15 protein-coding genes are annotated in these 19091 nt (G+C 72.7%); 7 read left to right on the forward strand and 8 right to left on the reverse strand.

Going from position 1 to position 19091, the window contains the following annotated elements:
* Nucleotides 1-36: 36 nt before the first annotated feature.
* The 6 genes from AMK26_RS13325 to AMK26_RS13350 all read right to left on the reverse strand — a co-directional run bounded on the left by AMK26_RS13325 (nucleotide 37) and on the right by AMK26_RS13350 (nucleotide 7499).
* Nucleotides 37-1218: an ROK family transcriptional regulator gene (locus AMK26_RS13325; RefSeq protein ID WP_073754833.1), complete on the reverse strand. Its 1182-nt coding sequence runs from the start codon at nucleotides 1216-1218 to the stop codon at nucleotides 37-39.
* A 255-nt stretch (nucleotides 1219-1473) separates the two neighbouring features.
* Nucleotides 1474-2151, reverse strand: coding sequence for a GntR family transcriptional regulator (locus AMK26_RS13330; RefSeq protein WP_073754834.1), 678 nt, complete (start codon nucleotides 2149-2151; stop codon nucleotides 1474-1476).
* A gap of 115 nt (nucleotides 2152-2266) precedes the next feature.
* Entirely contained in the window at nucleotides 2267-3211 is a 945-nt protein-coding gene (locus AMK26_RS13335; protein ID WP_073754835.1) for a beta-ketoacyl-ACP synthase III, read from the reverse strand.
* Nucleotides 3212-3430: 219 nt separating this feature from the next.
* The gene (locus AMK26_RS13340; protein ID WP_073754836.1) at nucleotides 3431-4069 is read right to left on the reverse strand and encodes a response regulator; all 639 of its coding nucleotides are present in this window, start codon (nucleotides 4067-4069) and stop codon (nucleotides 3431-3433) included.
* Complete coding sequence (locus AMK26_RS13345; RefSeq protein ID WP_198944061.1) at nucleotides 4066-5295, reverse strand: sensor histidine kinase; 1230 nt, start codon at nucleotides 5293-5295, stop codon at nucleotides 4066-4068. The genes AMK26_RS13340 and AMK26_RS13345 overlap by 4 nt, the downstream gene beginning before the upstream one ends.
* Nucleotides 5296-5300: 5 nt before the next feature.
* On the reverse strand, nucleotides 5301-7499 hold the full coding sequence (locus AMK26_RS13350) for an MMPL family transporter (protein ID WP_073754838.1): 2199 nt from the start codon (nucleotides 7497-7499) through the stop codon (nucleotides 5301-5303).
* 255 nt (nucleotides 7500-7754) lie between these two features.
* On the opposite strand from AMK26_RS13350, the gene AMK26_RS13355 reads away from it, so the two are divergent.
* From AMK26_RS13355 to fdhD, 5 genes are read left to right on the forward strand one after another with little or no spacing between them, the layout of a single operon-like run.
* Nucleotides 7755-8735: a 2-dehydropantoate 2-reductase gene (locus AMK26_RS13355; RefSeq protein WP_073754839.1), complete on the forward strand. Its 981-nt coding sequence runs from the start codon at nucleotides 7755-7757 to the stop codon at nucleotides 8733-8735.
* Nucleotides 8732-10618 carry a molybdopterin oxidoreductase family protein gene (locus AMK26_RS13360; RefSeq protein WP_073754840.1) on the forward strand — a complete coding sequence of 629 codons (1887 nt, stop codon included), beginning with the start codon at nucleotides 8732-8734 and terminating at the stop codon, nucleotides 10616-10618. Before AMK26_RS13355 ends, AMK26_RS13360 begins: the two co-directional genes overlap by 4 nt.
* 6 nt (nucleotides 10619-10624) lie before the next feature.
* Nucleotides 10625-12700, forward strand: coding sequence for an NADH-ubiquinone oxidoreductase-F iron-sulfur binding region domain-containing protein (locus tag AMK26_RS13365; RefSeq protein ID WP_073754841.1), 2076 nt, complete (start codon nucleotides 10625-10627; stop codon nucleotides 12698-12700).
* Nucleotides 12697-13578, forward strand: coding sequence for a 2Fe-2S iron-sulfur cluster-binding protein (locus AMK26_RS13370; protein WP_073754842.1), 882 nt, complete (start codon nucleotides 12697-12699; stop codon nucleotides 13576-13578). The genes AMK26_RS13365 and AMK26_RS13370 overlap by 4 nt, the downstream gene beginning before the upstream one ends.
* 5 nt (nucleotides 13579-13583) lie before the next feature.
* A complete protein-coding gene (fdhD, locus tag AMK26_RS13375) occupies nucleotides 13584-14432 on the forward strand; it encodes a formate dehydrogenase accessory sulfurtransferase FdhD (protein ID WP_073754843.1) in 849 nt (282 codons plus the stop codon).
* A 73-nt stretch (nucleotides 14433-14505) separates the two neighbouring features.
* Here the strand turns inward: fdhD and AMK26_RS13380 are convergent, their stop codons facing one another.
* Both AMK26_RS13380 and AMK26_RS13385 read right to left on the reverse strand, forming a co-directional pair.
* Complete coding sequence (locus tag AMK26_RS13380; RefSeq protein WP_073754844.1) at nucleotides 14506-14895, reverse strand: hypothetical protein; 390 nt, start codon at nucleotides 14893-14895, stop codon at nucleotides 14506-14508.
* Between the two features lie 126 nt (nucleotides 14896-15021).
* Complete coding sequence (locus AMK26_RS13385; RefSeq protein ID WP_073755481.1) at nucleotides 15022-16038, reverse strand: bile acid:sodium symporter family protein; 1017 nt, start codon at nucleotides 16036-16038, stop codon at nucleotides 15022-15024.
* 126 nt (nucleotides 16039-16164) lie between these two features.
* Between AMK26_RS13385 and AMK26_RS13390 the strand changes: the two genes are divergently transcribed.
* The gene (locus tag AMK26_RS13390; protein ID WP_079277576.1) at nucleotides 16165-17025 is read left to right on the forward strand and encodes a LysR substrate-binding domain-containing protein; all 861 of its coding nucleotides are present in this window, start codon (nucleotides 16165-16167) and stop codon (nucleotides 17023-17025) included.
* A 256-nt stretch (nucleotides 17026-17281) separates the two neighbouring features.
* Nucleotides 17282-19081, forward strand: a complete 1800-nt coding sequence (locus tag AMK26_RS13395; RefSeq protein WP_073754846.1) for an AMP-dependent synthetase/ligase — start codon at nucleotides 17282-17284, stop codon at nucleotides 19079-19081.
* The last annotated feature ends 10 nt before the right edge of the window (nucleotides 19082-19091 follow it).

Here is a 19091-nt window from a genome sequence, read left to right on the forward strand (position 1 = left end):
CGGTAAGAGGTGCTGCGGTCCGGCCGGGGGGGAGGATCAGGCCGGTGAGAACAGGTGGTCGCTGATGAGCCGGGCGGCGCCGATGACTCCGGCGATCGCGCCCAACTCCCCCAGGACGATGGGGAGGTTGCCGGTGGCGAGCGGGAGTGACGTGCGGTAGACCTGGGTGCGGACGGCGGCGAGCAGGTTGTGGCCGAGGCCGGTCACCCCGCCGCCGATCACCACCAGGCCCGGGTTGAAGAAGCTGACGAGCCCGGCGATGACCTGGCCGACGCGGTTGCCGCCCTCGCGGATCAGGGCGAGCGAGGTGGCGTCACCGGCGGCCGCGCCGGCGGCGACGTCCACTGCGGTGAGCCTCCCGGCCGCCTCCAGGCGGCGGGCGAGCTCCTCGGACTGGCCGGCGCGCGCCGCGTCCTCGGCGTCCCGGGCGAGCGCGGCGCCGCTGAAGTGGGCCTCCAGGCAGCCCCGGTTGCCGCAGGCGCAGGCACGGCCTTCGGGTACGACCTGGATGTGGCCGATGTCGCCGGCGCTGCCGGTCGTACCCCGGTAGACCTCGCCGCCGACGACGATGCCGCAGCCGATACCCGTACCGATCTTGACGCAGAGGTAGTCGCCCACGGAGCGCGCGACGCCCGCGTGCTGCTCCCCCATCGCCATCAGGTTCACGTCGTTGTCGACCATGACCGGGCAGCCCAGCTCCTGGCTGAGCGCCTCCCGGACGGGGAAGCCGTCCCAGCCGGGCATGATCGGCGGCGCGACCGGTACGCCCTCGGGGAAGCGGACCGGCCCGGGTACGCCGATCCCGGCACCGTCGAAGCCTTCGGCGAGGCCGGACGCCTTGAGCTTGGCCGCCATGGCGAGCACCTGCTCGAACACGGCGACCGGGCCCTCGCGTACGTCCATGGGGTGGTTGAGGTGGCCCAGCACCTCCAGCTCGGCGTTGGTGACGGCCACGTCGATCGAGGTGGCGCCGATGTCGACGCCGAGGAAGCGGAGTCCGGGCGCGAGCCGTATGTTGTGCGACCGCCGCCCCCCGCGCGAGGCGGCGAGCCCGTCCGCCACCACGAGCCCGGTCTCCAGGAGCCGGTCCACCTCGACGGCCAGCTTGGACCGGGACAGGTCGATCTGGTCGCCCAGTTGCGCACGGGAGTTGGGCCCGCCGTCGCGCAGCAGCCGCAGCAGTCGTGCCTGGTGCGCGTTGGCGGGTCGAGCCGTCATACGTCTCACGCGCCCCTCCCCGCCGTCGTGTTCGGCCTTGGTGTGCTGCTTTCGAGGGGGAACGTAGCAGCGCTTTCCCGCAGGGGGAAGAAGTTGCGCGCGAATCCGTGTCAACTTTCTCCACAGCCAGGACAAAGACTGGCACCACCCCGTCGGGCCGTCTTGTACGGGGAATTCACCGGGACTTCGTCGGCTACGCCGAGGCCGCCGCCGCCCACGGCGGGTGGGACACCTGGCGGTCCTCCTCCACCCCGGTCAGGCCGTGTCGCGGTGGTGGTAGGTGGTGCGGGTGTGTTCGGTGTGGGCGCGCATGACGTGGGTGGCGCGCTGTTCGTCACGGGCGGCGATCGCGGCGATCAGTTCGCGGTGCTCGATCCAGGACTGCTTGCCCCGCTGCCGGGCGACCGGCGTGTAGTACCAGCGCACCCGGCGGTCCACCTGGGCGGCCAGCTCGGCGAGGACGACGTTTCCGGCGAGCTCCATCACCTTGGCGTGGAACGCGGCGTTCGTCGCCACCGCCTGGTCCACGTCGTCGTCCGCCACCGCCTGCTCGCCCCGCGCGCACAGCTCCTCCAGGGCGGCGATGCCGGCGGTGCCGGAGTTGGCGGCGGCCAGCCGCGCGGCCTCGGCCTCCAGGAGCGTACGGACCGAGAGCAGCTGGTCCGCCTCCTCCTCCGTCGGCTCGTGGACGAACGCGCCCTGCGCCGGGCGCAGATCGACCCACCCCTCCGTGTTGAGCCGCTGCAACGCCTCGCGCACCGGCTGGCGGGAGACCCCGAGGTGGCCGGCGAGCTCGCTCTCGACGAGGTGCTGGCCGGGCCGCAGGGCGCGGGTGGTGATCAGTTCGAGCAGCGCCTCGTAGACGCGCTCGCGCAGCGGGCCGGGCCTCTCCAGCCTCGGTACGGCACCTTGCGGCAGTCCTGCGGACAACATCGCGGCCCCCTCACTGGACAACAGCTGTCTATTGTCTACAGTCTACCGAGGCGTTACGGAGAGTATGCAACGATCACGCCCGGAGAGACGCGGGTCACAGATACCGCGCGCGGCGTCACGGTACGCGGACGACCTGACCGGCGTACGAGAGGTTCCCGCCGAAGCCGAAGAGCAGGGCGGGCGCGCCGGAGGCGACCTCGCCGCGCTCGACCAGCTTGCTGAGCGCCATGGGGATGGAGGCGGCCGAGGTGTTGCCGGACTCGGTGACATCGCGGGCGATCACCGCGTTCACGGCGCCGATCTTCTGCGCGACCGGCTCGATGATCCGCAGGTTGGCCTGGTGCAGCACCACCGCCGCCAGGTCCTCCGGCGCGATGCCCGCCCGCTCGCACACCGTGCGGGCGATGGGCGGCAGCTGTGTGGTGGCCCAGCGGTAGACCGCCTGGCCCTCCTGGGCGAAGCGCGGCGGGGTGCCCTCGATGCGGACGGCGTGGCCCATCTCGGGGACGGAGCCCCACAGCACCGGGCCGATGCCCGCCTCGCCGCCGGGGACGGCCTCGACGACCGCCGCGCCCGCGCCGTCACCGACCAGGACGCAGGTGGTGCGGTCGGTCCAGTCGGTGACCTCGGTCATCTTGTCGGCGCCGATCACCAGCGCGCGGCTCGCCGAACCCGCCCGTATGGCGTGGTCGGCGGTGGCCAGCGCGTGGGTGAAGCCGGCGCACACGACGTTGAGGTCCAGGGTGGCGGGCGACCCCATGCCCAGCCGGGCGGCGACCCGGGCGGCGGTGTTCGGGGAGCGGTCGATCGCCGTGGAGGTGGCCACCAGGACCAGATCGACGTCGGCGGGGGTGAGCCCGGCGGCGGCCAGCGCCTTGGCGCCCGCGTGGGCGGCCATCTCGTCGACCGGCTCGTCGGGGCCCGCGACATGGCGGGTCCTGATGCCGACCCGGCTGGTGATCCACTCGTCGCTGGTGTCGACCAGCGCGGTCAGGTCGGCGTTCGTCAGGACCTTGGCGGGCTGGTAGTGCCCGAGCGCGGCGATACGAGTGCCCGTCATGCTCGGGACCCCCTTGGTGTGCGGTGTGCGGTGTGCGGTGTGCTGCGTGCTGCGTGCTGCGTGAGACATGCGGCGTGCGGCGTACGAGAGCACCCCAGTCTCGCCAGCGACTGACGAGTAACCGGTCGGGTGAACCGACAGGATTTGCGCCCGCCTCTTGGAGACTCCGCAACATCGGCCCTCGTGGCCGCCCCTCCCGCGAAAACCCCGTGTCAGCGCTCAGGGCCTGTGCAGGAGTCCCCTCTCCAGCGCCACCACCACGGCCCGCGTCCGGTCGTTCACGTCGAGCTTCGCGAACAGGCGCAGGAGGTGCGTCTTGACGGTCGCCTCGGCGATGACCAGGCGCCTGCCGATCTCGGCGTTGGTCAGGCCGTCCGCGACGGCGTCGAGGACGTCGGTCTCGCGGGCGGTGAGCGGCTCCTGGGCCGGACGCCTCATCCGCGCGATCAGCCTCTCGGCCACCCGGGGTGCGAGGACGGTCTCGCCGCGTGCGGCCGAGCGGATCGCGTCGGCGAGCTGTTCGCGGGTGGTGTCCTTCAGGAGGTAGCCGATGGCTCCGGCCTCCACTCCGCGCTCGATGTCCTGGTCGGTGTCGTACGTCGTCAGGATCAGGACCCGGGTACGCGGGTACCGGGCGACGATCCCGGCGGTCGTCCCCACCCCGTCGAGCACCGGCATCCGCAGGTCGACCAGCGCGACGTCGGGGTCGCACCGCTCGACGAGGTCGAGGGCGGCCCTGCCGTCCCCCGCCTCCCCGATGACGTCGATGCCGTCCTCTGCGGCGAGCAGGGCGATCACGCCCGCCCGCATCACGGTGTGGTCGTCGACGACGACCACCCGGATCGGTCCTCCGGTCATCCCGCCCCCTCGCTCCCCTTGTCGCGCTCCACGCCGCCGTCCTCGGGAGTCTCCAGCGGAATCACCGCCAGGACCCGGGTGCCGTCGCCGACCGAACTGGTGACCGTCAGCCGGCCGCCCAGTTCCGCCAGGCGTTTGCGCATACCGTCGAGCCCGAAGCCCGTCGACTCCTCCGGGACGAAACCGGTCCCGTCGTCGGTGACCTCCAGCTCCACGCCGTACGGCCGGCGGGCCAGGACCACCCCGACGGTGGAGGCGTGCGCGTGCTTGCGGACGTTGGCCAGGGACTCCTGGGTGCAGCGCAGCAGCGCGATCCGGGTGTGCTGGTCGCACCCGACGTCCGTCAGGTCGGCGGCCACCGTGAGTCCGGTGTCCTCCGCGAAGCGGTCGAGGATGCGGCGCAGCGTCGGCGCGACGGAGCCGGCCGCCGTCCCGCCGTACTGCTGTGCCGATCCCACCAGTTCCCGTGCCTCGGCGAGGTTCTCGCGGGCCGTCGACTCGATCGAGCGCAGTTGCCGGCCACTGCGTGCCGGATCGGAGGCGAGCCCGGCGCGGGCGGCCTCCGCGAGCACGACGATGGACGCGAAGCCCTGCGCGAGGGTGTCGTGGATGTCCCGGGCCATCCGCTCCCGTTCGTCCGCCGCCCCCTGACGCTGGTGCGCCTCGGACAACTCCGCCTGGGCCCGCTCCAACTCGACGATCAGCCGGGCCCGTTCGGTGCTCCGAGCGACCACCGCGTGCGCCCACAGCCCGATCAGGACGCCCACGGCCACGACGATCAGCGTGGACACCACGGTCTCGCCGAAGAACTCCGGTGACCAGCCCTGCCGGTACCAGCTGCCCGCCAGGGTCGCGGCGGTCGCCAGCCCCAGGAACCCCATGGAGGCCCTGGGCGTCCGGCCGAACATCCAGTAGTGCGGCAGCGTCACCATGAACAGTGCCGCGTAGCTGCTGCGCAGATACGCGAGGCCGCCGAGGACGAGCACCAGCACGGAGAGGTAGACGTGCGGCCGTACGAGGGGGTGGCCGGGGAAGCGGTCGATGAGCGCGTAGCAGAGCGCCACGCAGCCCAGGAGCGCCAGCGCCCCGTACCTGCTCCCGCCGGGCCGGTCCATCGCGGCGAGCCCGACGGCCATCGCCGCGAACAGCACCCAGCACACCGCGTTCCAGCGGCGAAGCGAAGCGGCCCAGAAGGCGTCGGCGGTGGGCCCGGCGAGAGCGGTCATACCGATCAACGTACGTCAACCACCGGTGCGGCAGCGGCAGTCGGACCCGGCACGGCCGGCGCACGTCGCGCCGGACGCGACGGCCACCAGGTGGCATCGCCGAGCAGGAGCAGGGCCGACGGCAGGATCATGATCCGGACGACGAAGGCGTCCAGCAGCACGGCCGCCGCGAGGACGAAACCGATCTGCTTCATCTCGATGATGTGCAGGAAGACGAAGCTCACGAAGACGGTCGTCATCACGACCGCGGCACTGGTCACCACGCTCGCCGACGTGCGGATCCCGTCGAGGACCGCCTGCCGCGTGGGGACGCCGGCGAGCGCGGCCTCCCTGATCCGGCTGACCACGAACACCTGGTAGTCCATGGAGAGCCCGAAGAGGATCACGAGGAGGAAGAGCGGTACGCGCGATCCGATCGTGCCGGTGGAGTGGAAGTCCAGGGGCCCCTCGGCCCAGGTGCCCTGGAAGACCAGGACGAGCAGCCCGAGTGCGGCAGCGGCGGACAGCAGGTTCAGTACGACACCGATCAGGCCGAGCACCACCGAACGGAAGGCGTACACGGTCATGGCGAACGTCACCAGCAGCAACGCGGCGAGAACGAGGGGGAGTTTGCCGTTCTGGTGGGCCGGATAGTCGGCGTAGCGGGCGACGTCACCGCTGACGCCGTACTCCACGCCGTCGAGCCGGCCGACGGTGGCGGGCAGGTAGTCGTGGCGCAGGTGGGCGAGGGACTCGTACGCCTGGGGGGAGTTGCCCAGATGCGGCACCTTCAGCCGCAGGACGCTGATCCGGTGGTCCGCCGACGTGCTGATCGGCGCGCCGTCCGCGAACAGCGGGTCGCGGCCGGCGATGTCGCCCAGCCGGCGGAGCGCCCCCGCGACCTCTCCGGCGCGCGAGGCGTCGGCGCGTACGACGACGTCGTGCGTGACCCGCTGCTCGGGGAACGCCTCGTTGAGGCGGTCGTACACCCGCATCGCGGGAATCTCACGGGAGTGCGTGTCCCGGCTCATCTCCGTGATGTTCAGCCAGGCCAGCGGAAGGACGAGAGCGAGCAGGGCGAGGACGGAGACGCAGAGCGTGCCGCGGGGGTGCCGGGTGGCGGGCCGCAGCAGCGCCGTCCAGATCCGGCCGCCGCCCTGTCCCCGGCTCCGCCGGGCCGGCCTGCCGCGCTCCGCCCGGCGCCGCGCGTCGCGTTCCGCGCGTTTGCCGAGCGCGGCCAGCAGTGCGGGCAGCGCGGTCAGGGAGCTGGCCACGGCGACCAGGACGACCACGATGGTGCCGGTGGCGAGCGAGGAGAAGATCACGTCGGAGGCGAGGTACAGCGTGGCGGTGGAGGCGACGACCGCCAGCCCCGACACCACCACCGCCCGGCCCGAGGTGGCCGCCGCCAGCCCCACCAGCGCTTCGGTGCTCAGCCGGCCGCCGGAGCGGGCCCGTTCCTCGCGCTCCCGCTTGAGGTAGAAGAGGGTGTAGTCGACGCCGACCGCGAGACCGATCATCAGGATGACGTTCGTACTGACCCCGGCGTCGGGCGAGACGTGCGAGACGACCATCGACAGGCCGATCGCCGCCGCGATCGACGACAGCGCCAGCAGCAGCGGCACCAGGGCCATGACGACCGAGCCGAAGACGGCCAGCAGGGTGACGAGCGTGACGGGAAGCGTGATCTTCTCGGACAGCGCCAGGTCCTCACCGCGCTGCTGGTCGACTCCCTTGCTGATGGAGGGGGATCCGGTCTCCTCCAGCAGCAGCCGGGGGTGGGACTCCTGGACGGCCGCTGTCTGTACGAGGAGCGCGTCGACCTTGTCCTTGGCGTCCCGTTCCTCGCCCTTCAGCGCCACCTCCACCATGAGGATCCGGCCGTCGCCCGACCACAGCGGCGCGGCCACGCCGGCCACTTCGGGCAGTGACGCCATCCGGGCCGTGAGGTCCCGCGCCGCCGCTTCGGCGGCCCGCTCGTCGAGCGTGCCCGACCGGGCCGAGATCAGTACCTGCTCGGTGGACCGGCGTTCCAGCCGCCCCTCGGCCGCCATGGCCTCCGCCCGGCCCGCCTCGCCGACGCGGTAGTCCGCCGTTTTGGCGCTGTTGGTGCCGACGGCTCCGCCGACCACCAGGCACAGCACCACGAACGCAAGCCATCCGGCGACTGCCCGCCAGGGGTGCCGCGCGCTCCAGCGTGCCGTTCGCGCAGTGAGTGAGTTCATGCTCGAAAGCCTTGTCGACCAGGGCGGTTGGCCGACAGAGGCGTCAGGTTGAACCTGCCGTCCATCGATCGGTGGACCCGGGGCCTGGGGAAAACCCCCGCACGCGCGTCGACGCCGCCGCTCCTCGACCCCTTGTCGGGCGCGACTCCATACTGTAGACAATATTTCGTCGACAAAGGCTTGTTTCCGGTCCCTTGTCTCGGTCCGTTGCCTCGGTCCCTTGCCTCGGTCCCTCAACCGAACGGAGACCTCCACGTGAAAGTCGCAGTCCTCGGCGCCGGAGCGATCGGCGCCTACGTCGGAGCCGCGCTGGACCGCGCGGGCGCCGACGTCCATCTGATCGCCCGTGGACCGCACCTGGCGGCCATGAGGCAGCACGGCGTGCGGGTCCACAGCCCGCGCGGCGACTTCACCGCGCGCGTCCACGCCACCGACGACCCGGCCGACGTGGGCCCGGCCGACTATGTGTTCCTGGGGCTCAAGGCCAACTCCTACGCGGCGTGCGGGCCGCTGATCCGGCCCCTGCTCCATGACACCACCGCGGTCGTCGCCGCCCAGAACGGCATCCCCTGGTGGTACTTCCACCGGCACGGCGGGCCCCACGACGGGCGGCGCGTCGAGAGCGTCGACCCGGGCGGGGCGGTCAGCGCGGTCCTCGCGCCGGAACGCGCCGTCGGGTGCGTGGTGTACGCCGCGACCGAGCTGGCCGGCCCCGGCGTCGTACGCCACCTGGAAGGCACCCGGTTCTCGATCGGCGAGCCGGACCGGTCGGTCTCCGAGCGGTGCGTGCGGTTCAGCGAGGCCATGCGGGCCGGTGGCCTGAAGTGCCCGGTGGAGCCGGAGCTGCGCGAGGACATCTGGATCAAACTGCTCGGCAACATCTCCTTCAACCCCATCAGCGCGCTCGCCCGCGCCACCATGCGCGAGATGTGCCTGCACGGCGGTACGCGGCAGGTCATCGAGCTGATGATGGCCGAGACCCTGGCCGTCGCCGCGGCCCTCGGCTGCCGCCCCGAAATCTCCGTCGAACGACGCCTCGCGGGCGCCGAACGGGTGGGCGACCACCGCACCTCCACACTCCAGGACCTGGAGAAGGGCAAGCCGCTGGAGCTCGACGTACTGCTCGCGGCCGTCGTGGAACTGGCCGGGGTCGGCGACGTCCCGGTGCCGACGCTGCGCACGGTCCACGCCCTGTCCGACCTGCTGGCCGCCCAGATGACGAGGAGCGCGGCATGAAGAGCTACGTACGCCTGACCCATCCGCTCGTACGCGACGCCAAGGGCGGCCCGCTGCGGCGGGCCACGTGGGACGAGGCGCTGGACCGGGCCGCGGCCGGGTTCCGGGCGGCCCGGGGCGCCTTCGGGATGTTCTCCTGCGCCCGCGCCACCAACGAGATGAACTACGTGGCGCAGAAGTTCGCCCGCGTGGTGATGGGCACCAACGACGTCGACTCCTGCAACCGGACCTGTCACGCGCCGAGCGTCGCCGGCCTGTCGGCCGTCTTCGGCTCGGGCGGCGGGACGTCGTCGTACGAGGAGATCGAGCACACCGACGTCATCGTGATGTGGGGCTCCAACGCCCGCTTCGCGCACCCGATCTTCTTCCAGCACGTCCTGAAGGGGATACGGAACGGGGCGCGGATGTACGCGGTCGATCCGCGCCGCACCTCGACGGCGGAGTGGGCCGAGGGCTGGCTAGGACTCGACGTCGGCACCGACATCCCGCTCGCCCACGCCGTCGGCCGCGAGATCATCCACGCGGGCCTGCACAACCGGGCGTTCGTCGAACGGGCGACGACCGGCTTCGAGGAGTACGCGGAGCTCGTCGAGCCATGGACCCCGACCCTCGCCGAGAAGGTCACGGGCGTGCCCGCCACGGCGATCCGGGAGCTGGCGCACGCCTACGCCCGCGCCGAACGGGCCCAGCTGTGCTGGACGCTGGGCATCACCGAGCACCACAACGGCACCGACAACGTCCGCGCCCTGATCAACCTGGCGCTGCTCACCGGCCATGTGGGCCGGTACGGCTCCGGAGTGCAGCCGCTGCGCGGGCAGAACAACGTGCAGGGCGGCGGCGACATGGGCGCCATCCCCAACCGCCTGCCCGGCTTCCAGGACATCCTCGACGACGGCGTACGGCGGAAGTTCGAGTCCTTCTGGGGCACGGAGATCCGGCCGTCGTACGGGCGCACCCTCACCGAGATGTTCGAGGCGATGGAGACCGGTGAGCTGCGGGCGGTGTACTGCATCGGGGAGAACCCGGCGCAGTCGGAGGCCGACAGCGAGCAGGCCATGCGGCGTCTGGCGCGCCTCGACCACCTGGTGGTCCAGGACATCTTCCTGACGAGGACCGCCGAGTTCGCGGACGTGGTGCTGCCGGCCACGGCCGCGTGGTGCGAGACGGACGGCACGACGACGAACAGCGAGCGGCGCGTGCAGCGCGTACGCAAGGCGCTGGACCCGCCGGGCGAGGCGCGCGAGGACATCGACGTCATCTGCGACCTCGCGCGGCGGCTCGGCCACGACTGGACGTACAAGGACGCCGAAGCCGTCTGGAACGAGCTGCGCGCGCTGTCCCCGGACCACTGGGGCATGACGTACGAGCGGCTGGAGCGGCACCAGGGCATCCAGTGGCCGTGCCCGGACACCGAGCGGCTGGAGCCCTCGTACCTCCATGGCCGGCTGTGGGAGGCGGACCCGGCGCGGCGCGGTAGGCCGGCGCCCTTCGGGATCGTGCGGCACGACCCGCCCGTCGACCTGACGGACGACCGGTACCCGATCCGGCTGACGACGGGCCGGCGCCTCGACTCGTACAACACGGGCGTGCAGAGCGGCAGTTTCGCCTCGCCGCTGCGGCGCGGGGAGTACGTCGAGCTGTGCCCCGAGGACGCGGAGCGGTACGGGGTCGTGGTCGGCGAGGAGGTGCTGGTGACGTCCCGGCGGGGGGCGGTGACGGCGCCGGTGTGGGTGGACCCGGCGCTGCGGCCGGGCCTGGCATTCATGACCATGCACTTTCCGGACGAGGTGGACACCAACCAGCTGACGATCGAGGCGAACTGCCCGATCGCGGGGACGGCGGAGTTCAAGGCGTCCGCGATCCGCATCGAGAAGAGGAGCTGATCGGGCGTGGACCTGCGCTTCGGTGACAGCAAGCCGACCGACGAGGAACGGGCGGCGGTGGACGCGCTGCTGGGGCCGCCGGCCTCGGCCTGGGAGGGCGCCGACGACCGCACGGACGCGGACCTGCGCTGGGCGCGCGGCGGCCGCGCGGCCCGCGAGCGGCGCGACCAGCTGTTGCCGGGGCTGCACGCGCTGAACGACCGGGTCGGCTGGATCAGCGAGGGCGGGCTCGACTACCTGTGCCGACGGCTGACGGTGCCGCCGGCGGAGGCGTACGGGGTGGCCACGTTCTACTCGCTGTTCGCGGTACGGCCGCGCCCCGCGACGGTGCTCCACGTCTGTACGGACCTGGCGTGCGCGGCCCGCGGCGCGGGCGCCCTGACGGCGGCGGTCGAGGACCGGCTCGGCCCGCCGGGCGCCGCGTCGAACGGCGCGGTGTGGCAGCCGAGCCCCTGCCTGGGCCTGTGCGAACGCGCCCCGGCGGCGCTGCTGCTGCGGGCGGGCGAACCGCCCGGGGGCGGCCCGCCCCGGGAGCCCGGCCGAGCGGGTGCCGGGGCGGTGGGTCCGGGAGCCTCGCTCCTTGCCGCGTTGAGCGGTGAGGAACCCGGTACGACGGAGCCCGCGGCTCCCGCCGGTGAGTCCCCCGTGAGCAGCGCCGTGGCGGAAGGGCCGGTCCCGGCCGAGGGGCGGCGGCCCGGGATCGTGGCGGCCGCCACCCAGAGCGGCGGGTCCCGGGTCAGTGCCGCCGCGGCGAACGCCGGCCACGCGTCCCGGCCGCCGACGCGGGCCGCCGCCGTCGTGGCGCCCGCCTCCGCGGACGCGCTCGTGGAGGCGGTGCGGGCGCCGGAGGACGCGCCCGCCGAGCCCAGCGCGCGGATGGCGGTGCCTCAGGCCGGGCAGGGCGGCCTGTCGTTGTTGCGGCGCGTCGGGGTCGTCGATCCGTACAGCCTGGACGACTACCGGGCGCACGGCGGGTACGCCGCGCTGCGCCGGGCGTTCGCGCTCGGGCCCGCCGGGGTCATCCGGGAGGTGACCGAGGCCGGGCTCCTCGGGCGCGGCGGGGCGGCGTTCCCGACGGGGCGCAAGTGGCAGGCGACCGCCGCCCAGCCCGACCACCCGCACTATCTCGTGTGCAACGCCGACGAGTCGGAGCCGGGCACCTTCAAGGACCGGGTGATCATGGAGGGTGACCCGTACGCGCTGATCGAGGCCATGACCATCGCCGGGTACGCGGTCGGCGCCCACCTCGGACACCTCTACATCCGGGGGGAGTACCCGAGGGCCACGGAGCGGCTGGAGAACGCGATCGTACGGGCCCGGGAGCGCGGGCTCCTGGGTGACGACGTCCTCGGGCAGGGCTACGCCTTCGACATCGAGATCCGGCGCGGCGCCGGGGCGTACATCTGCGGCGAGGAGACGGCCCTCTTCAACTCCATCGAGGGCTACCGCGGCGAACCCCGCTCCAAGCCGCCCTTCCCCGTGGAGAAGGGCCTGTTCGGCAAGCCGACCGCCGCCAACAACGTCGAGACGCTGGTCAATGTCCTGCCGATCCTCATGGGGACAGCGGAGACGAAGCTGTTCTGCGTGTCGGGGAACGTGGCGCGGCCCGGCGTGTACGAGCTGCCGTTCGGCGCCACCCTCGGCGAGCTGCTGGAGCTGGCGGGCCGGCCGGACCGGATGCGGGCCATCCTGCTCGGCGGGGCGGCGGGCGGGTTCGTACGCCCCGACGAGCTGGACATCCCGCTCACCTTCGAGGGCACGCGCGCCGCCGGGACCACCCTCGGCTCGGGCGTGGTCCTCGTCCTGGACGACACCGTCGACCTGCCCGGCATCCTCCTCCGTATCGCCGAGTTCTTCCGGGACGAGTCGTGCGGCCAGTGCGTGCCGTGCCGGGTCGGCACCGTCCGGCAGGAGGAGGCGCTGCACCGTATCAAGGACCGTACCGGCGCCGCGGCCGCCACCGACATCGCCCTGCTGCGCGAGGTCGGCCAGGCCATGCGCGACGCCTCGATCTGCGGACTGGGGCAGACCGCGTGGAACGCCGTCGAGTCCGCCATCGACCGTCTGGGGGCCTTCGAATGACCGCCGTACCGCTGCAACTCCCGCGCCGCCTCGTCGAGTTCACCCTCGACGGCGAACCCGTCCGCGTCCCCGAGGGCTCCACCGTCCTGGACGCCTGCCGGGCCGCCGGGAAGGACGTCCCGACCCTGTGCCACGGCGACACGCTCACGCCCAAGAACGCCTGCCGCGTCTGCGTCGTCGAGGTGGAGGGCGCCCGCACGCTCGCCCCCGCCTGCTCGCGCCGCGCCGAGCCGGCCATGACCGTCCGCACGGACACGGAACGGGCCCGGCACAGCCGGAAGGTGGTGCTGGAGCTGCTCGCCTCGTCCGTCGACCTGTCGACCACCCCGCACGTCGCGACGTGGCTCAAGGAGTACGAGGCGAAGCCGGACCGTTTCGGCCCGGACGCGGCCCGCCTGGGCGAGGACCCGAAGATCGACAACGACCTGTATGTCCGCGACTACGACAAGTGCATCCTGTGCTACAAGTGCGTCGACGCGTGCGGCGAGCAGTGGCAGAACTCCTTCGCCATCTCCGTCGTCGGCCGTGGCTTCGACGCCCGGATCGCCGTCGAGCACGACGCCCCGCTCACCGACTCCGCGTGCGTGTACTGCGGCAACTGCGTCGAGGTGTGCCCGACGGGCGCGCTCAGCTTCAAGAGCGAGTTCGACATGCGGGCGGCCGGTACGTGGGACGAGTCGCGCCAGACGCAGACCACGACGGTCTGCGCGTACTGCGGAGTCGGCTGCAACCTCACCCTGCACGTGCAGGACAATGAGATCGTCAAGGTCACCTCGCCGCACGACAACCCGGTGACCCACGGCAACCTCTGCATCAAGGGCCGTTTCGGCTACCAGCACGTACAGAACCACGTACAGAACCCTCGGAAGCGGGACTGATCAGCATGGGACGGGTCACCGAGCGCCGCCGCGTCATCCGCATCCGGGACGGAGCCGTCTCGACCCGTCCCGACACCCTGGTGGCCGAGGAGCCGCTGGAGATCCGGCTCAATGGCAAGCCGCTCGCCGTCACCATGCGTACGCCGGGTGACGACTTCGCGCTGGCGGCCGGTTTCCTCGTCAGCGAGGGGGTGCTGGGCGCCGCCGGCGACGTACGGAACATCGTGTACTGCGCCGGGGCCAAGGAGGACGGGACCAACACGTACAACGTGGTGGACGTGCAGCTCGCGCCCGGCGTGGCCGTCCCGGACATCACGCTGGAACGGAACGTCTACACCACGTCCTCGTGCGGCCTGTGCGGGAAGGCGAGCCTGGACGCCGTACGCACCACCGCCCGCTTCCCGATCGCCGACACTCCCCCGGTCCGCGTCGAGCCGGAGCTGCTCGCCGCGCTCCCCGACCGGCTGCGGGCGGCGCAGCGGGTCTTCGACCGGACCGGCGGGCTGCACGCGGCCGCGCTGTTCTCGGAGGACGGCGAGCTGCTGGACGTACGGGAGGACGTCGGCCGGCACAACGCGGTGGACAAGCTGGTCGGCCGGGCGCTGCGGGAGGACCTGCTGCCGCTGGACCGGGCGATCCTGCTGGTGTCGGGGCGGGCGTCGTTCGAGCTGGCGCAGAAGGCGGTGATGGCGGGGATCCCGGTGCTGGCGGCGGTGTCGGCGCCGTCGTCGCTCGCCGTGGACCTGGCCGCCGAGACGGGCCTGACGCTGGTCGGCTTCCTGCGCGGCCGGAACATGAACGTGTACGCGGGTGAGGACCGGATCGCCCTGACGGCCGCGGCCTCCCAGGGCTGACGCCCGGCCCCGCCCGGTGCACGGGCCGGGCCGGCCGGCGGGGTGCGCCCCCTGCGCCGGCCGGTTCCGCGCCCTATGTCTTCTTCGGCGGGTCGATCATCTGCAGGGCGAGCGTGTCCGGGGGCTCCGCGACGCCGGGGCCGCCCGCCTCCACCCACGCCAGGATGTCGTCGAGGCAGTCGTCGTCGAGCGCCCAGCCGATCCACGCGGCCCGTGCACCGCGCCGCCGGGCCTCTGTCGACGGCTGGACGACCATGACGTTGGCCTGGCCGCACGGCCCGAGGCAGTCGCTGGTGCGGACGGCGAGCCGCCCGCCGGACGCCGCCGCGGCCTCGCGCAGCCGGGCCAGCTGACCGGCGTGGTCGGTGCCGGGGCGTTTACGGGCGTCGCCGCAACAGCAGCCGCGGCACACGACCAGGGAGCAGGGGCGGGTGGCGCCGGGGCGTATCCAGGTGCGGTTCACCGGGCGGCGTCCGGGGCGTCGGATGAGGGCATGACCTCACGGTATCGACCTGGGTGATCATCCCGGGACGGTGGGGTGCGCGATCCGCTCCTGCAGGGCCACGAACCGGTTTGCGTTCGGCGGGCGTCAGCGGCGGGCGGGCTCTGCCGGGCGCGGGCCGGGCGCCGGCTGTGCCGGAACCGGGTCGTTCGCGCGGCGCTTCGCGATGACCGCGCAGACCATCAGCTGCATCTGGTGGAACAGCATCAGCGGCAGCACGGCGAGCGAGGCGTGCGCGCCGAACAGCACGCTCGCCATGGGAAGGCCCGCCGCCAGGCTCTTCTTGGACCCGGCGAACTGGATCGCGATCCGGTCCTCCCGGCCGAACCCCAGCCGCCCCGCTCCGTACCAGGTGAGCGCCAGCATCACGGCGAGCAACACCGCCTCGACGCCCAGCAGGGCCGCCAGCCGGGCCGGCGTCACCTGGTGCCAGACGCCCTGGACCATGCCCTCGCTGAACGCCGTGTAGACCACGAGCAGGATCGAGCCCCGGTCGACGTACCCCAGTACCTTCTTGTGCCGGGTCAGGAACCCTCCCACCCAGCGGCGCAGCACCTGCCCCGCCAGGAACGGCACCAGCAGCTGCGCGACGATCTTCACCAGCGAGTCGGCCGAGAAGCCACCTGCGCTGCCGCCCAGCAGCAGCGCCGCCAGCAGCGGCGTCAGGACGATCCCCGCCAGCGACGAGAAGGAGCCCGCGCAGATCGCGGCGGGCACGTTGCCGCGCGCGATCGACGTGAAGGCGATCGACGACTGGATGGTGGACGGCACCAGGCACAGGAACAGCAGCCCGCCGTACAGGGCGGGCGTCAGCACGGACGGCACCAGGCCCTTCGCCGCCAGCCCCAGCAACGGGAAGACCACGAACGTCGCCGCCAGCACGGTCACATGGAGGCGCCAGTGCCGCAGCCCGTCCAGCGCCTCCCGGGTGGACAGCCGCGCCCCGTACAGGAAGAACAGCAGGGCGATCGCGCCGGTCGACACCCCGCCGACCGCGTCGGCGGCCGCGCCGGAGGCCGGGAACAGTGCCGCGAGGGCCACCGTCGCGACCAGCGCCAGGATGTACGGGTCGATCGGCAGCCAGGACAGGGGTCGGCGGCTCATGTGCTCCACGTGCTCTCGGGTTCGGGTCGTGCCCTCTCCATCGTCCACGTGATCGCGCCGATCGGGAATCCCGTACACCGCTCTGACTGTCATCATGTTCCACGATGACCGCCTAGTCTGGGGAGCGTGTACGAGCCCACTCAGCTGCGCACCTTCCTGGCCGTGGCGCAGACCCTGAGCTTCACCCAGGCCGCGCGCCGCCTCGGGCTGCGCCAGTCGACGGTCAGCCAGCACGTGCGGCGGCTGGAGGAGGAGGCGGGGCGTGCCCTGTTCACCCGGGACACGCACAGCGTGGAGCTGACGGAGGACGGCGAGGCCATGCTCGGCTTCGCCCGGACGATCCTGGCGGCGCACGAGCGGGCGGCGGCGTTCTTCACCGGTACGCGGCTGCGCGGGCGGCTGCGGTTCGGGGTGTCGGAGGACTTCGTGCTGACCCGGCTGCCCGAGATCCTGGAGTCGTTCCGGCGCGAGCACCCCGAGGTGGACCTGGAGCTGACGGTCGGCCTGTCCGGCACGCTGCACGAGAAGCTGGCGGCCGGGCGGCTGGACCTGGTGCTCGCCAAGCGGCGCGGCGGCGACACCCACGGCCGGCTGGTCTGGCACTCCACCCTGACGTGGATCGGCGCGCCCCGGCTGCGGCTGGACCCGGACCGCCCGGTTCCGCTGATCGTCTTCCCGCCGCCGGGCATCACCCGGGCCCGCGCTCTGGAGGCGCTGGAGGCGCACGGCCGCCCGTGGCGGATCGTCTGTACGAGTTCGAGCCTGAGCGGCCTGATCGCGGCCGCCCGCGCGGGCCTCGGCGTGATGGCCCACACCCGTGGCCTGATCCCGCCGGGCCTGAGCCCTGTGCCGGCCCGGGCGGGCCTGCCGGAACTGGGCGCCGTGGACTTCGTCCTCCTCCACGGCCGCCCCAAGGGCACCGCCCAGGAGGCGGCGGACGCCCTGGCGGCGGCCATCCTGGCGGGCGGCGACCGGCTGCACCGGTAGCCGCCCCCGGTGATCCCGCGTGAGCGCGGCGTACAGATTCCGTGGAGATTCCGCCACCCACTACTTACCCGGCGGTCAGTAGCGTGCGTGTCCCCACGCCCGTGGCTGGGCACTTAGCTTCTGACCTGTGGCGATGTCGCACGGACGGGGTTGGCGAAGGCCCTCCCGCGCGGGTCCGGCGTGGGGTACCGTCACCCACCGCCGTGCGGAGCACCCCCCAAGGAGCAGGCCATTGCGCGAGTTCACTGTCCCCCCCATGGCGACGGCTCCCCTGGTCGGCGGACTGGCCGATTCCGTATTCGAGCACGCCGTGGACGATCCGGACCGTGTGGCGCTGGGGCGCAAGGACGCGGACGGGCAGTGGGTCGATGTGACGGCGGCGCGGTTCCGGGACGAGGTGCTGGCGCTCGCCAAGGGGCTGCTCTCGGACGGCGTACGGTTCGGCGACCGGGTCGCCATCATGGCGCGTACGCGCTACGAGTGGACGCTGTTCGACTTCGCGTTGTGGACGGTCGGTGCGCAGTCCGTGCCCGTCTACCCCACCTCCTCCGCCGACCAGGTCCACTGGATGCTCCACGACGCCGAGGTGACGGCGTGCGTGGTGGAGCACGAGGACCACGCCATGACCGTCGGCTCGGTGGTCGACCGGCTCCCCCGGCTGAAGCGGCTGTGGCAGCTGGACGCCGGGGCGGTCGCCGAGCTGGTGGAGGCGGGCGCCCGCATCGACGAGGAAGTGGTGCACCGGCACCGGCGCGCGGTGACGCCCGAGTCGATCGCCACGATCGTCTACACGTCCGGGACGACGGGCCGCCCCAAGGGGTGCGTCCTGACGCACGCCAACTTCATGTTCGAGGCGGACACCCTGGTCAGCCGCTGGGAGCCGGTGTTCCACGCCAAGCCCGGCGACGAGGCGTCGACGCTGCTGTTCCTGCCGCTCGCGCATGTCTTCGGGCGGATGGTGGAGGTCGCGGCGGTCCGCAAGCGCGTGAAGTTCGGCCATCAGCCGGAGCTGACGGCGAGCGCGCTGCTGGCCGACCTGGCGGCGTTCCGGCCGACGTTCGTGCTGGCCGTCCCGTACATCTTCGAGAAGGTCTACCAGGCGGCGCGCCGCAAGGCGGAGGCGGCAGGGAAGGCGGGGCCCTTCGACAAGGCCGTCGAGGTGGCGGTGCGGTACGCGGAGGCGCTGGAGAACAAGGCGTTCGGGCTGGGGCCGGGCCCGTCGGCGGCGCTGCGCGTGCAGCACCAGTTCTTCGACAAGGTCGTCTACGGCAAGGTGCGCGACGCGCTGGGCGGGCGGGTGCGGCACGCCATGTCGGGCGGGTCGGGGATGGCCCGGCGGCTGGGCCTGTTCTTCGAGGGCGCGGGCGTCACCGTGTACGAGGGGTACGGGCTGACGGAGTCCGCGTCGGCGGCCACCGCGAACCCGCCCGAGCGGACCAAGTACGGCACCGTCGGCCCGCCCATCCCGGGCACGACGGTGCACATCGCGGACGACGGCGAGGTGTGGCTGCGCGGCCCGCACATCTTCTCCGGCTACCTGGGCGACCCTGCCGCGACCGCCGCCGTGCTCCACGACGGCTGGCTGGCCACCGGTGACCTGGGGAAGCTCGACGAGGACGGCTATCTGACCATCACCGGGCGGAAGAAGGAGATCCTGGTGACGTCGGGCGGCAAGAGCGTGTCGCCGGCCGGCCTGGAGGAGCGGGTGCGCTCCCATCCCCTGGTGGCGCAGTGCATCGCGGTCGGCAACGACCGCCCGTACATCGCCGCTCTGGTGACCCTCGACCTGGAGGCGGTCGAGCACTGGCTGGCCATGCAGAACCGGCCGCCCCTGCCGCCCGCCGAGCTGGTGCGCGACCCGTCGCTGGAGACGGAGATACGGCGGGCGGTGGTGGCCGCGAACACCCTGGTGTCGCAGGCCGAGTCGATCCGTACGTTCCGGATACTGGCGCATCCGTTCTCGGAGGAGCACGGCCTGCTGACGCCGTCGCTGAAGCTGAAGCGGAAGGCGATCGAGGCGGCGTACGCGGCGGAGGTCGAGGCGCTGTACCGGTGACCGGCCGCCG

The sequence above is a fragment of the Streptomyces sp. CB03234 genome (genome assembly GCF_001905885.1).
In the GTDB taxonomy this organism is placed as follows: Bacteria; Actinomycetota; Actinomycetes; order Streptomycetales; family Streptomycetaceae; genus Streptomyces.

What these genes read in the sequence shown, in the direction of transcription:
- AMK26_RS13335 (WP_073754835.1), bottom strand. Translation starts at nt 3,211, where the DNA reads ATGACGGGCACTCGTATCGCCGCGCTCGGGCACTACCAGCCCGCCAAG.
- AMK26_RS13340 (WP_073754836.1), bottom strand. Translation starts at nt 4,069, where the DNA reads ATGACCGGAGGACCGATCCGGGTGGTCGTCGTCGACGACCACACCGTG.
- AMK26_RS13345 (WP_198944061.1), bottom strand. Translation starts at nt 5,295, where the DNA reads ATGACCGCTCTCGCCGGGCCCACCGCCGACGCCTTCTGGGCCGCTTCG.
- AMK26_RS13385 (WP_073755481.1), bottom strand. Translation starts at nt 16,038, where the DNA reads ATGAGCCGCCGACCCCTGTCCTGGCTGCCGATCGACCCGTACATCCTG.
- fdhD (WP_073754843.1), top strand. Translation starts at nt 13,584, where the DNA reads ATGGGACGGGTCACCGAGCGCCGCCGCGTCATCCGCATCCGGGACGGA.
- AMK26_RS13350 (WP_073754838.1), bottom strand. Translation starts at nt 7,499, where the DNA reads ATGAACTCACTCACTGCGCGAACGGCACGCTGGAGCGCGCGGCACCCC.
- AMK26_RS13360 (WP_073754840.1), top strand. Translation starts at nt 8,732, where the DNA reads ATGAAGAGCTACGTACGCCTGACCCATCCGCTCGTACGCGACGCCAAG.
- AMK26_RS13395 (WP_073754846.1), top strand. Translation starts at nt 17,282, where the DNA reads ATGGCGACGGCTCCCCTGGTCGGCGGACTGGCCGATTCCGTATTCGAG.
- AMK26_RS13325 (WP_073754833.1), bottom strand. Translation starts at nt 1,218, where the DNA reads ATGACGGCTCGACCCGCCAACGCGCACCAGGCACGACTGCTGCGGCTG.
- AMK26_RS13370 (WP_073754842.1), top strand. Translation starts at nt 12,697, where the DNA reads ATGACCGCCGTACCGCTGCAACTCCCGCGCCGCCTCGTCGAGTTCACC.
- AMK26_RS13330 (WP_073754834.1), bottom strand. Translation starts at nt 2,151, where the DNA reads ATGTTGTCCGCAGGACTGCCGCAAGGTGCCGTACCGAGGCTGGAGAGG.